At 63.8% G+C, this 13,177-nt stretch carries 12 protein-coding genes; 4 read left to right on the top strand and 8 right to left on the bottom strand.

Translation table 11 applies throughout. The features are described from left to right. Positions 1–25 precede the first annotated feature (25 nt). Positions 26–1,285, top strand: coding sequence for a polysaccharide biosynthesis/export family protein (locus SAZ10_RS02200; protein ID WP_318607515.1), 1,260 nt, complete (start codon positions 26–28; stop codon positions 1,283–1,285). A 74-nt stretch (positions 1,286–1,359) separates the two neighbouring features. On the opposite strand, the gene SAZ10_RS02195 is transcribed toward SAZ10_RS02200, so the two are convergent. From SAZ10_RS02195 to SAZ10_RS02180, 4 genes are read right to left on the bottom strand one after another with little or no spacing between them, the layout of a single operon-like run. After that, a complete protein-coding gene (locus SAZ10_RS02195; protein WP_318607514.1) occupies positions 1,360–2,418 on the bottom strand; it encodes a YihY/virulence factor BrkB family protein in 1,059 nt (352 codons plus the stop codon). A 26-nt stretch (positions 2,419–2,444) separates the two neighbouring features. Then, positions 2,445–3,470: a DUF3618 domain-containing protein gene (locus tag SAZ10_RS02190; RefSeq protein ID WP_318607513.1), complete on the bottom strand. Its 1,026-nt coding sequence runs from the start codon at positions 3,468–3,470 to the stop codon at positions 2,445–2,447. Next, the gene (locus tag SAZ10_RS02185) at positions 3,467–3,862 is read right to left on the bottom strand and encodes a phage holin family protein (RefSeq protein WP_318607512.1); all 396 of its coding nucleotides are present in this window, start codon (positions 3,860–3,862) and stop codon (positions 3,467–3,469) included. The genes SAZ10_RS02190 and SAZ10_RS02185 overlap by 4 nt, the downstream gene beginning before the upstream one ends. Further along, the gene (locus SAZ10_RS02180; protein ID WP_318607511.1) at positions 3,862–4,473 is read right to left on the bottom strand and encodes a hypothetical protein; all 612 of its coding nucleotides are present in this window, start codon (positions 4,471–4,473) and stop codon (positions 3,862–3,864) included. Before SAZ10_RS02180 ends, SAZ10_RS02185 begins: the two co-directional genes overlap by 1 nt. A 253-nt stretch (positions 4,474–4,726) precedes the next feature. Here SAZ10_RS02180 and SAZ10_RS02175 point away from each other — a divergent pair, with 253 nt between their 5' ends. The 3 genes from SAZ10_RS02175 (at position 4,727) to SAZ10_RS02165 (ending at position 8,394) form a co-directional block, all read left to right on the top strand. Further along, the gene (locus tag SAZ10_RS02175) at positions 4,727–6,259 is read left to right on the top strand and encodes a sugar ABC transporter ATP-binding protein (RefSeq protein ID WP_318607510.1); all 1,533 of its coding nucleotides are present in this window, start codon (positions 4,727–4,729) and stop codon (positions 6,257–6,259) included. Positions 6,260–6,310: 51 nt separating this feature from the next. Then, the gene (locus SAZ10_RS02170) at positions 6,311–7,321 is read left to right on the top strand and encodes an ABC transporter permease (RefSeq protein WP_318607779.1); all 1,011 of its coding nucleotides are present in this window, start codon (positions 6,311–6,313) and stop codon (positions 7,319–7,321) included. Between the two features lie 131 nt (positions 7,322–7,452). Further along, positions 7,453–8,394, top strand: a complete 942-nt coding sequence (locus tag SAZ10_RS02165) for an ABC transporter substrate-binding protein (protein ID WP_412535140.1) — start codon at positions 7,453–7,455, stop codon at positions 8,392–8,394. A 108-nt stretch (positions 8,395–8,502) separates the two neighbouring features. On the opposite strand, the gene SAZ10_RS02160 is transcribed toward SAZ10_RS02165, so the two are convergent. The 4 genes from SAZ10_RS02160 to SAZ10_RS02145 all read right to left on the bottom strand — a co-directional run bounded on the left by SAZ10_RS02160 (position 8,503) and on the right by SAZ10_RS02145 (position 12,993). Then, complete coding sequence (locus SAZ10_RS02160; protein WP_318607509.1) at positions 8,503–9,600, bottom strand: type III polyketide synthase; 1,098 nt, start codon at positions 9,598–9,600, stop codon at positions 8,503–8,505. A 170-nt stretch (positions 9,601–9,770) separates the two neighbouring features. Further along, the gene (gene cobT, locus SAZ10_RS02155) at positions 9,771–10,784 is read right to left on the bottom strand and encodes a nicotinate-nucleotide--dimethylbenzimidazole phosphoribosyltransferase (protein WP_318607508.1); all 1,014 of its coding nucleotides are present in this window, start codon (positions 10,782–10,784) and stop codon (positions 9,771–9,773) included. A 122-nt stretch (positions 10,785–10,906) separates the two neighbouring features. Continuing rightward, on the bottom strand, positions 10,907–11,677 hold the full coding sequence (gene cobS / locus SAZ10_RS02150; protein WP_318607507.1) for an adenosylcobinamide-GDP ribazoletransferase: 771 nt from the start codon (positions 11,675–11,677) through the stop codon (positions 10,907–10,909). 2 nt (positions 11,678–11,679) lie between these two features. Further along, on the bottom strand, positions 11,680–12,993 hold the full coding sequence (locus tag SAZ10_RS02145) for a cobyrinate a,c-diamide synthase (protein WP_318607506.1): 1,314 nt from the start codon (positions 12,991–12,993) through the stop codon (positions 11,680–11,682). Between the last annotated feature and the right edge of the window lie 184 nt (positions 12,994–13,177).

The raw sequence follows: 13,177 nt of genomic DNA, 5'->3' as shown, positions 1-13,177 counted from the left end.
GTCGACCAGGAAGGAGATATCCCAAATGATCTTCGCTCACCGAATTGTTCTCGTCTCGGTCGCTCTGATGTCGCTGGTTCCGATGGCTGCCGCCGAAGACGCCAAACCCTATCGGCTGGCGCCTGGCGATACTGTCGAGATAGCGATCGCGCCGATTTCGGACAGGGTGCTGCGGCTCGTGGTCCAGATGGACGGCAATATCGCGCTTCCCGAAGTCGGGACGGTTTCGGTCGGGGGCCTGACGGCGTCGGAATTGCAGACACGCATCCAAGCGCTTGTGCCGACCAAGATCTTCCACCAGCATCTGGCCGATGGGCGGCAGCAAACGGTCGTAATCGAGCCAAGCGATGTCACTGCCGTGATCGCCGACTATCGCCCGATATATGTGACTGGCGACGTGCTTACCCCGGGACAACAGGCCTACCGTCCGCTCATGACGGTACGGCAGGCAATTGCCGTCTCCGGTGGCTTCAGCCTTTTGCGGGCGCGAGGAGGTCAAGCGGAACCCGACCCCGTCGATCTCAAGCGTGACTACGAGACTCTCTGGGGTGACTACACCAAGGACTATTTTCATGCCGCCCGCCTCCGCGCCGAATTTCAGAATCAGACGGCTTTCGACGAGCAGCCGCCGCAGGGATCGCCTCTGCCTTCCGCCGTTGGGGCGGCGATCGCGCAAGCCGAAGCAGAGGCGCTGAAGATCGCAGTAAGCGATTTCCAGCAGGAGCAGAGCTATCTCGCGAAGGGCGAGACGGACGCAGCAGCCCAAATCGATGTTCTGGTCAAGCGCCAGCAGGTCGAGGCCGAGAATATGAAGGCAGACGAGGAAATCCTGGCGCGCGTCACCAAGGTGTTCCAGGCAGGCAACCTGACCAATGATAGGCTGGCGGATGTCCGGCGCGGCTGGCTTCTGTCCTCAAGCGCTGCGCTGCAAACGTCAGTCGAGCTCATGAGGACGAGACGGCAGCGGGAGGACTTTATCAGGCAGCACGAACGCAATGACAATCAGCGAAGGATCAGCCTGCTGACCGAGATGAAGGATACCAGCGCGCGCCTGGCGGATCTCACCGCCAAGGTCCACGCCGCCAGCGAGAAGTTGCTGCGCGCCGGCGCGTCCGCCCGGCCGTTGCCGATCGCCGGCGAAACAATGCGCGCGAAGGTGACGATCGTGCGCAAGGTCGGCGAAGAGTGGCGGAAACTGCCGGTCGATGAAGACGCCGTTCTCATGCCGGGAGATACTGTCGAGGCAAGGTTCGACAGCAGTATCGAAAGCGTGGCGGTTCAATAGGGCAAGGTCTGCCCCGGGTTCCTATCTCGCCAGGGTACCGCGGTCGCAGCCGGAACTGCGACGCGGCGCAACTGTCATTGGCTGCCGCCTGTGTTGTCGGGGCGCTGGCGGCTGCTTGGCAATGCCACGGGCCCCTCTCTCGATGCTGCGCGTTTTTTCCCTTCGGCGGATTTATTTTCCAGCACGGCGTCCAGCTGGGCGCCAAGGAGAAAAACCGTCGTCGAAAGCCAAAGCCAGGTCATGAAGCCGACAGCCGCACCGAGCGAGCCATAGGTTTTGTCGTAGCTGCCAAAATTCTGCACATACCACGAGAACAGCACGGACACTGCGACCCAGGCTAATGACGCGAGTGCGCTTCCCAAGCTGATCCAGCGCCATATTCGATGCGTCCGGCTTGGGCCGTAGTAGTAGAACACCGCGAGCGCCAGCATGGCTATTATAAGCAAAAGCGGCCAGCGCAGCAGCTTCATCAAGGTCCCCGCCAGAGGGCCCAGCCCGACCAAATTCAGAACGACCGGTACGACCACGACTCCCGCCAAGGCCAACAGCGAAAATACAATGACGCCCAGTGTGAACAGCAATGCCATGGAGGTAAGCTTTAAATAGGAGCGCTTTTCCACTTCGTCGTGCACCACATTCAAGGCGTCAAACAGTGCTTTCATGCCCGCGCTTGTGCTCCAGAGCGCCGTTGCCAGTCCGATAAGGAAGCCAAGCCCCAGAGCCGAAGAACGGTGCGAGGCGAGCCGCTGCAGCTGCCCCCGGATGAGGTCCATCGCCCCCTGAGGCAGAAAGCCGGCAAGGGCGTCCAGTTGCTGCGGGATGGTTGCGGGGTCTGAGAAGAGCCCATAGAGCGAAACCAGCGCGGCAAGCCCGGGAAACACGGCAAGCAGCAGGTAGTATGTGACACCGGCGGAGACGGACAGAATTCGATTTTCCGAGAACTTGGAAAATGTGTGCTTGATGATCGTCACCCAGCTTCGGTCGGGGACGGCACGCTCCGGTGCCGCCGATTTATGTGGCTCAGCTTCTCCAGCGGCTTCTGCCCCTGCATCCGCACCCCGGCTCGCTGCAGCCAGGGCTAGCAAAGCAAGTATCTGCCAGCCGGAAAACCCCCGCTCTGTACCTTTCCGCATTCTCGATCTACTGGTCTGGCCTGGCTTCAGCTCGCCTCGGAACCGGGCCGGGCGTCCTGCGATCCGCTCTTGTCGGATTCATTGGACATCAAGCCCTGTCGCGACGCCTCGTCGCGCGCGCTATTCACACTCGTTTCGCGGACCGAGTTTGCTTTTTCACCGAGATTGTCCAGCGCTTCCTTCGCCTTGTCGGCCGTCAGGCCTTGTCGCTCTGCCTCCTGGCTAGCACTCTCCCAAGTCTTCTCCGCGACGGCCTTGGCTTTTTCATAGCCGGCGGCTCCTGCTTCGCTGGCTTGCTGCTTCACGGCGTCGCTGGCTTCGCCCATCAGGTCGTCCTCGAGGTCGGTTTCGGGAAGCGCAGCGCCAAGAGCTGCGCCGAGCGCAACGCCGAGCGCGCCGAACACGAAGGGCTGGTCACGAAGCATGTCCGCGGCGCTGCTGGCGAAATCGCGCGCGTTGCTGTAGGCGGCGCTGCTCGTTCGGTAGGCCGTATCGCGCATGTCTTGCATAGACTGCGCGGCGGCGTCGCGGACGCCCGCAGCGGCATCGCGAACGCCTGCAGCAGTGTCGGCGGCCGCATCGCGGACGCTCGCGGCAGTGTCGACAGCCGAATCCGTCGCAGACGACACGCTGTCCGAAATCTGCTCGCCGGCCCGGCGCGCCGTGTCGCGAGCGGAATTGGCCCACTCCCGGCCACCTCCACCCGTCCAGTCGGATGCAGCCGCGCGGAAGTCCCTGTCGGGCCCATCGCCGAACCGCCTCTGGTCGGTGCTCGGGCTATAGCTCCGGCCACCGGGTCTTGCGGCGGCCATCATCCACGCAATGCCTGCGCCGATCACGAGCAAGGGCGCCGGATTGTCCTGCAGCGTGCGGCCGAGATTCTGCATCATCCTGCCGCCGCCTGAACCCTTTGCGTAATCCAGCACCTCGTCAAGCATCTGCCCCGGCGACATGCGAGCCCGCAGCTCGTCCAGCGTCTCAGCCATGCGGGCGCGGGTCTCCTCGACATCGTGCTCGATGTCGTGGCTGGACTGGTGTCCGTTGGTGCTCATCTCACTTGCTCCTTCGCTACGAGGGCATCGCGACGCACCTGATTGATTGTCCGATCAGGGGCGAGGGTGGACATCCTGAGGCGGGCCATTCCGATCGACAGGATGATTGCGCCGATCACGATTGTGACGAGGCCGACGACAAACATTGCCGAGCTCTGGTCAAATCCGCGTTCAACCAACATCGTGACGATCCCTTGCAGCACGATCACGATGCCTGGAATCAACAGCACGGCTGCGGCTGCAAGCATCGAGATTGCGCCGGTCATCTTTCCGACGTTCTCGGACGTCTCGGTGCGGGCGAGGCGGATCTCCTGCCTGAACAATGTCGACATCTCGGTGACCAGGGACGACAGCAGTTCCGGCAAGGATCGTGTGTCATGGTGCATGGCCATTACGGTATCTCCCCGATGCTGGAGGGCGTGGATGGCAAGTCATCGCGCTTAGCGGATGGCATGCCGGCGTTGGGGGCGGGATCCTGTCGCCGCCTTGATGCCTGCCATGAGGTATGCGCGCCCGGATAGCGTCGCGAGCGGTCAGGCCTGCTCTTCACGAAGCGCGACAGCACGAAGCCGGCGAGGACCGCGCCGCTGAAATAGGCCGTCGGCTGGCGACGGGCGAAATCTTCGACCATGTCCATGATTTCGCCCACGCTGCGGCTGCGAATGGACGACGACGCCTGTTGCAGCCCGTCAGCCGCCTGTCGAACGTAGCCGGCGATCTGCGGAGAGTCCTCCTGGAGGTCGTCCGCGGCCCTGCGGGCTGCGCGCGCAAACCCTTCCATGCGCCCCGCGCCGGCGGCCTTGCCTCGCTCGGCAAACTCGCCGGCCTTGTCGCGAGCGGTCTCTGCCGCATTCGCGGCGGATTCGCCGATACCTCCGGCTGCGTTCGCGACCGCATTTCCAGCATTTGCCGCCGCCGTGCGCAGATTGTCGGCACTGCGTTCTGTCGTCGCAGACTGCCCCGACGGATCGTCGGGCCCCCTGCGGGTTGTGTCTTCGTCCATGAGATAGACTCCCGGTTGTCGTTTTACGGCAGTCCCGACGATGCAAGCAGTCGGAGCCGCATTTACATCCCAAACTGAGCTAAGCGATTGAAGTTCCGGGGTCGTTCAAAGGAAATCGGCGATCGGCATCAGAGCGGTCGCGACGCGCCCGACGTACACCGGGCACGGGGGCTCACTCTATGTTGAGGAGGGGGGCAGCTCGATAGGTGGTATCACACATCAGAATAGCTGCAGCCCCGCGATGAGGGCGCTTATGTCAACGCAAGACTTCCGCGGTCGGCAACTGATTTCCGTTCTCGACGTCAGCAAGAGTTTCCCCGGGGTACGCGCACTCAGTAGCGTGCGTTTTGAGCTTCTTGCGGGAGAGGTCCACGCGCTCGTCGGCGAGAATGGTGCGGGCAAGTCGACGCTGATGAAGATCCTGGCGGGCATCTACAGCCGGGACAGCGGAGAAATTCTCTACAATGGCGAGCCGGTCAACTTCACCTCACCGCGCGATGCGCAGATGATGGGTATCGGGATCATTCATCAGGAGCTGCAGCTGATGAATCACCTGACCGTAGCTGAGAATATTTTTATCGGACGCGAGCCCCGCAGGCGGGCGCGCATCTTCCTAGACGATGACAAGCTCAATCGTCAGGCGAGGGAAATTCTCGTTCGCATGAACCTGGCTCTCGACCCGCGCGCGACAGTCGGTGGGTTGACCGTCGCGAAGCAGCAGATGGTGGAGATCGCAAAGGCCCTCTCCTTCAATTCCCGTGTTTTGATCATGGACGAGCCGACCGCGGCATTGAATGCCGCCGAGATCTCCGAACTGTTCAACATCATCCGCGAACTCAAGGCGCGCGGGGTCGGCATCATCTACATTTCGCACAAGATGGACGAGCTCAAGCAGATCTCCGATCGCGTGACCGTGCTTCGCGACGGCCAGTATGTCGCGACGGTGCCGACCGCAACGACGAGCCTCGACGCCATCATCGGCATGATGGTGGGTCGGGCACTGGCGGATGACGTCAAGCGCCCACCGCTCGTGGCACGGCACGGGGAGGTCGCGCTCGAAGTCAGAGAGCTCAATTGCGGGCCGTTGGTCAAGAACATCAGCTTCATGCTCAGGCGCGGCGAGATCCTGGGATTCGCGGGGCTGATGGGGGCAGGAAGGACCGAGGTGGCCCGTGCGATATTCGGCGCCGACAGGGCGGAGACAGGCGAGATCATCGTCGCCGGCAGAACGGCAAGGATCAGGTCGCCGGCCGACGCGGTTGCGGTCGGGATCGGCTACCTCTCCGAAGACCGCAAGCAATTTGGCCTGGCCATCGGCATGGACGTGGAGTCCAACGTCGTCATGGCTACTCTGGCCCGGCATCTCAAATTCGGGTTTCTCCGCCGGCAGGCAATTCGAGCGACCGCCAACTCTTTCATCCGGCTCCTCAATATCCGCACGCCTTCGCCGACGCAGCAGGTACGGCTGCTGTCGGGTGGCAACCAGCAGAAGATCGTCGTCGCGAAATGGCTCGCGCGCAATTGCGACGTGCTGTTTTTCGACGAGCCGACGCGCGGCATCGACGTGGGAGCCAAGACCGAGATCCACAAACTGCTGCGCTCGCTTGCCGACGAAGGCAAGGCGATCGTGATGATATCGTCGGAACTACCCGAGATCCTGCGGATGAGCGATCGCATAATTGTGATGTGCGAGGGACGCATCACCGGCGAACTCGCCTGGAAGGATGCGACCCAGGAGCGGATCATGCAATTGGCCACGCGGCGCGACAAGCAGAAGGCGGCCTGAGCGGAGGAAGGACCGCATGGCGCGAGGAAAGCCGGTATGGCGGAAACGAAGATGGCTGCGACCGAGACGAAAGGGCGCGTAGCCGGGATCTTCCGGCCTCGGTTCTTCGGCGCCGGCGCGCGCCAGAAGCTGTTCGCGTTCGCGAGCCTGATCCTGCTGATGGGCTTCTTCAGCTTCGCTTCGCCAGCCTTCATGCAGCTCGACAATCTGCTTGGCATCCTGCAGTCGACGGCGGTCAACGGCGTGCTGGCGATCGCTTCGACATTTGTCATCATCACCGCCGGGATAGACCTCTCGGTCGGCACGCTGATGACGCTATGCGCCGTCATGGCCGGCGTCTTCCTCACCAATTGGGAGCTGCCGTTGTGGACGGGCGTGCTCGGGGCCATTGCTACGGGCGCGCTAAGCGGCGCGATTTCGGGAAGCCTCGTGGCCAAGCTGAAGCTGCCGCCCTTCATCGCCACGCTCGGCATGATGCTTGTGAACAAAGGGCTGGCCCTGGTGGTTGCCGGCGACAAGCCGATCTATTTCACCGACACCGAAAGCTTCTCGCTGATTTCGCAAGGGTCGCTGATCAGCTACATCCTGCCGAGCCTGCCGATCCCCAACAGCGTGTTGATCCTGTTCGCGCTGGCGATCGGCGCGTCAGTCGTTCTCAGCAGCACCGCGCTCGGCCGCTACACATTCGCGCTGGGCAGCAACGAGGAGGCGGTTCGCCTGTCGGGCGTCAACGTGGATCGCTGGAAGATCGCGATCTACGTCCTGGCCGGAGCCATTTGCGGTATTGCGGGGCTGCTGATCGCCTCGCGCCTCAATTCCGCGCAACCTGCGCTCGGCCAGGGCTATGAGCTCGAAGCGATCGCAGCGGTTGTGATCGGCGGCACCTCGCTCAGCGGCGGCTCGGGGACAGTGCTTGGAACGATCATCGGCGCGTTCATCATGAGCGTTCTCACCAATGGGCTGCGCATCATGTCTGTCGCGCAGGAATGGCAGATCGTCGTAACGGGCGTGATCATCATCCTCGCCGTCTACATCGATATTCTCAGGCGCAAGCAAATGTGAAGGGAGGTCGACCAAAGGAGCCCTCGGAGCCTTCAAACCACAGCCTGGTTAACGCAGCAAAGCTGCCGACGCCTGCGAACTGCAAGGATGCTCGCTGGGCGGAAACAGCCAACAATAGGGAGGAAACATCGATGTTGAACAGAATGCAGATCGGCGCCCTGGTCGGCGCGGCCGCACTGTGTGCACTTTGCGGCACGTCGTGGGCCCAGGAAACCTATATTGCCCTGATATCCAAGGGCTTCCAGCACCAGTTCTGGCAAGCGGTCAAGCTGGGCGCCGAACAGGAGGCCAAGAAGCTGAACGTCAAGATCAGCTTCGAAGGTCCGGAGACCGAGGCGATGGTCGACAAGCAGATCGATATGCTTGCGGCGGATCTGTCCAAGCATCCGCAGGCGATCGGCTTTGCCGCCCTCGACAGCAAGGCTGCCATTCCCCTGCTGAAGAAGGCGCAGAAGGAGAACATTCCGGTCATTGCCTTCGACTCGGGCGTCGACAGCGACATCCCGCTGACCACCTGCGCTACCGACAACATCGCGGCTGCCGGCGTTGCTGCCGACAAAATGGCGCAGCTGATCGGCGATTCCGGCGACGTTGCCCTGGTGGTGCATGATCAGACCAGCCGCACTGGCATCGATCGCCGCGACGGCTTCCTCAACGAGATGAAGGCAAAGCACCCCAACATCAAAATCGTCAGCGTTCAGTATGGCGGGGGCGACCAGTTGAAGTCGACCGAGATCACCAAGGCAATTCTCCAGGGCAACCCGGATCTCAAGGGTATTTTCGGTGCCAATGAAGGCTCGATCATCGGCGTCCTGCACGGCGTCAAGGAATCGAACAAGAAGCTGGTCGTCATCGGCTATGATTCGGGCAAGGAGCAGATTGAGGCGATCAAGTCCGGCGCGGAAGCCGGCGCGATCACCCAGAACCCCATCGGTATCGGCTCCTGTGTCGTCGAGTCGGCGGCGAAGGCGTTGAAGGGCGAGAAGTTGCCCAAGACAATCGACACCGGCTTCTACTGGTACGACAAGACGAACGTCGACGACCCCAAGATCGCCGCAGTGCTCTACCAGTGAGCGACAATCGCGCGCCAACGGACTCCTGCCCTGTTCGGCAAGGGCAGGAGCAGGATGGATCAGGCCCGTCAGTGTTCGGCAAAAGGCAAGACTGGCGGGCCAGTTGGGCTAGATCTCTACCACCATAAAGTAGGCGGAGAAGCCCGGACCGAAGGCCGTCAGCAAGTGGCGGCCCGTCGCGCCCGAGCGCAGAGCTTCGGCGAGCACGAACAGCACCGTCGCGGAGGACATGTTGCCGAATCGGCGCAGCACCTCCCAGGAGTGGCGAAGCTCGTGCTCGGAGAGGCCGAGCACCTTGCCGGCCGTCTCTATCACCTTGCGGCCGCCAGGGTGCAGCAGGAAGCCGTCGAAATCCGTGCGCGAAAGCCGGTGGCGATCGAGGAAGGCATCCAGCGCGTCGCTGAGGCGCGCGCGGATCAGGTTCGGCAGGTCCGGGCTCAGCACGATCCCGAAGCCGTCGCTCAGGATGTCCCATCCCATAATGTGCTCGGTGCCCGGCCAGAAATGCTCGCCGTTGGCAAGGATGCGCGGCACAGGCGGGCCCAACGCGCGACCTGCGGCCTTCGCGTTCAGCACCACGCCGACGGCGCCGTCGCCGAACAGCGCCCCCGAGATGAACATCTCTATGCCCGGATCGTTGACCCTCAGGCAGAGCGAGCAGAGCTCGACCGTGAGGAACAGCACATTGGTGCCGGGCATGGCGCGAGCAAGGAGCGCCGCCCGCGCCAACCCGGCCACGCCACCACCGCACCCGAAGCCGAAGATCGGCAGACGTTCTATATCCGGCCGGAATCCCATCCGGTTGATCAGCATGGCGTCCAGGCTCGGCACGGCCAGTCCGGTCGTCGAATTGACGACGAGCGCGTCGATCTCATCGATGGAGAGGCCCGCCTCCGCCATGGCGTCGGCCGCCACCTCCTCAAGGAGGTCGAGGGCGTGACGCTGGAAGGAAGCGGTCCGCTCCTCCCAGGTCCTGGGCGAAAGGTACCAGTCCGCTGTCTCACAGACATGTCGCGTCTCTATGCCGGTATTCGCATAGAGGCAGTCCAGCCGTGCGAACTGCGGCGCGACGATCAGCGCGCGAGCGGCCGCGTCGGCTTGCGAGAGCACGTGCGGCGGAACCGCGGTGGCGACCGAGAGGATCGCGACATCGAGCGCTTCGGTCCGCCGAACCGCGGCAACGCCATCTCTGATCTTGTCCAGCATGTCCGACTCCTGCCGGAGCGCAGCCTGATCCCCTCCGCGGGAAGCTACAGCTGTGCCAAGCTACCGCATGGGCGGCCTCTGCGCCATGCAGCGTCGGAAACGAGTGCGTCGGGGCTTTCGTCCGGCGTGACGGAAATGTGATGGTTCTGCCGGCTATCAGCCGGCCTCGGCTATTTCTCCGAGACACCCGCCTCGGCGAAGCTCGCCATGCCGGCATGGCAGGCAACTGCCGAACGCACGATGTTGATGGCAAGCGCAGCACCGGAGGCCTCGCCGAGCCGCATGCCGAGATCGAGCAGCGGCTTCATCTCCAATCGGTTGAGCAGCCGCGCATGGCCGGCCTCGGCCGACGCATGAGCAGCCATAGCGTGCGCCAGCCCGGCGGCGTGCAGCTTCGCAAGAGGGGCGGCGGCAGCCGTGCAGACGAACCCGTCGAGGAGGACCGGGATGCCGTGCTTGCGGGCGGCCAGCGTCGCACCGAAGATCGCAGCGAGCTCGCGACCGCCGACCGAGGCCAATGCGACCAGCGGGTCGGCGAGGGCAGCGCCGTGATGCATCAGCGCTTCGTCGACGACGGCCGCCTTGCGTGCCAGGCCGGCATCATCGACACCGGTGCCGCGCCCGACCCAATCGGCGCCCGTGCCGCCGAACAGCGCCGCCGCGACCGCTGCCGCCGCGGTCGTGTTGCCGATACCCATCTCGCCGAGGCAAAGCAGGTCGCCATCCCTGGAGACGCTTTCGTAGCCGGCCGATACCGCTGTCAGGAATTCGGCCTCGCTCATCGCAGGAGCGATGGTGAAGTCGGCCGTCATGCGCTCGATCTCGAGCGGCACCACCTTCAAGGTCGCGCCGGCAGCACGCGAGAGCTGGTTGATCGCGGCACCGCCGGTCGTGAAATTCGCCACCATCTGCGCCGTCACCTCGGCCGGAAAGGCCGATATCCCTCGCGCGGTCACGCCATGCGAGCCGGCAAAGACCGCGACCTCGACCTTGTCGAGCCTGGGTATGACGCGACCCTGCCAGCGAGCAAGCCAGGCGGCAATCTCCTCCAGCCGACCGAGGCTGCCAGGCGGCTTGGTCAGAGTGTCCTGCCGCGCGAGCGCAGCTGCCGCGGCACTGCCGTCACCGTCAGTCAGCTCGAGACAGGCTGCGCGCAGGTCGGCAAGCGAAGCAAATCGTGTCATGGAGAATCCCCTGATGGAGCTAGAGCATGATCCCAAAAAGTTGCTGACTTTTTGGATAAGATCATGTTGTGAAAACAAATAGTTAGAGCAGGATGAATGACTCCATTCCAGTTCATTCTGCTCTAACTCGAGAAATGCGAGGCCGCGACGAACAGCACGAGGATCTCGCTGCCCTGCTGGAGTGCGCCGAGGACATCGCCTGTCTGGCCGCCGATCTGGCGCTCAGTCAGCCTTTTCATGCCGAAAAACAGGAAGGCGAGACAGATCACGGCCGCGAATGCGCTCCCGGTTCCAAGAGGAAGCAGCGCAAGCAGCCCAATTGCCGCTGCAGCCAGTGCGACATTGGCCGGCACCTCGCCGACGCCGGCCGACAGCCCTTCCGGTCGAGCTGGTGCGACCATAGTCATGAAGCCCGGGATCAAGGCGCGCGAGGCAGCATGCGCGGCAAGCAGCGCGGCGAAGGCCGCTCCTGGCGCGCCGATCGCGGCGATTGCCGCCCAGCGGGCGAGCAGGGTGAGCACGAGCGCCACCACCCCGAACGTGCCGTTGCGGCTGTCCTTCATGATTTCGAGTTTTCGCTCGCGCGTCGTGCCACCGCCGAAGCCGTCCGCAACGTCGGCGACCCCGTCTTCGTGCAGGCTACCTGTCGTTATCAGTGCGACGGCAAGTGCCGCAACGGCCGACAGCGTCGGCGGCAAGGCCATCCAGCTCGCGATGCCGAAGGTGAGACCTGCAAGAATGCCGACGATCGCGCCGGCGACCGGAGCAGCCCACAGCGCATTGGCGAAGCTGACCTCGCGAAAACCGAGCCCGGCAACAGGCAGACGCGTGAAGAAGCCGATGCAGGCTGCAATGTCGGCGAGAAGCCTGGAGGGCGAGAAGCGGTCCTCCATGTTCAACCCTGGGCGATCGCGTGAAAGAAGGTGCCGGTGACGTTTCCGCGGCGGCCGCCCGAAGCGCCAAGCCGCTGGCCCTGGCCGTCGAAGATGTCGGCGAGCGGCTCGTCGGCTCCGTCATCGAGCATCTGCGCATAGTGGAACTCGTGGCCGCGGATCGTATCGCCGGCACCGCCGAGGGGACAGTCGCTCCTCAACCGCGCCTGCCGGTAGCCGAGATTCATCCTGCGCCTTGCAAAGCTGGTCGAGTGACCGAGCAGGCCGAGCATTTCATGTGTCTTTCCATTGGCATCTTCGAGCGTCTTGCCAAGCACCATGAAGCCGCCGCACTCGCCGTGGACCGGCCTTGTCGCCGCAAAGTGCTCCATTCCGGTGCGAAACCGCAATGCAACCGCGAGGCGGCCGGCATAAAGCTCGGGATAGCCGCCGGGAAGCCAGCAGGCGTCGCAATCCTCCGACGGAGGCTCGTCGGCAAGCGGCGAGAAGGGCACCAGCTCCGCGCCTTGCCGCCGCCATTGGCCGGCAAGATGCGGGTAGAGGAAGGTGAAGGCCGCGTCCTCGGCCAGTGCGATACGCTGACCGGGCGGAGCGAGCGCATGGGCGGTGCTGCCCGCCGGAGGCAGAAAAGGCGCGGCGAGCGCAAGGACCGCGCCTAGATCGAGCGATTTCTCCATCACATCGGCCATGCGCTCGATGAATTCTTCGAGCGCCTTGTGCTCGCTCGCCTGCACCAGGCCGAGATGGCGTTCGGGCAGCGACAGGGTCGGATCGCGCATGACTGCCCCTACGACGGGCAGGCCGATCGCTTCGATGGCGTCCGCTGCCAGCCGGCGATGGCGTTCGCTGGCGACGCGGTTCAGCACCACGCCGGCGATCCTGACGGCGGGGTCGTAGACCGCGAAACCCTTGGCAATTGCCGCAGCCGTCTGCGATTGGCCGGAGACGTCGAGGACGAGCAGCGCCGGCAAGCCGTAGAGCCGCGCAAGGTCGGCGGCTGCGCCCGAACGGCCGGGCTCGGCTGGGATGCCGTCGAACAGGCCCATGGCGCTCTCGACAATCACCAGGTCCGCGCCATCGATGCTGCCGTGCGCCAGGCTCGCGAGCAGGGCAGGGTGCATCGCCCAGCTGTCGAGATTGACGCCCGGCCGTCCCGTTGCGGCGGTGTGGAAGCCCGGGTCGATGTAGTCCGGCCCGGATTTCGCTCCGCCGACTGTAAGCCCGCGCCGCGCGAAGGCGCGCAGCAGGCCGATCGTCACACTGGTCTTGCCCGAGCCCGACCGAGGGGCTGCGATGATCAGGCCGCGGGCGGTCATGACTTTTGCTCTCCGGGTTGGGCCGGTGCTCTACGTTGCCCCCCTCTGTCCTGCCGGACATCTCCCCCACAAGGGGGGAGATTGGCTGTCATCGACGGTTTCGTCGATCTCCAACGCTGGCGATTGGCGAAACCATAGCGGCCGTCCAATCTCCCCACTTGTGGGGGAGATGTCCGGCAGGACA

It is taken from the genome of Mesorhizobium sp. BAC0120 (assembly GCF_033542235.1).
In the GTDB taxonomy this organism is placed as follows: Bacteria; Pseudomonadota; Alphaproteobacteria; order Rhizobiales; family Rhizobiaceae; genus JAWRCU01.
Note: the sequence above shows the minus strand (reverse complement) of the source record. Positions and strands in the feature narration are given on the sequence as shown.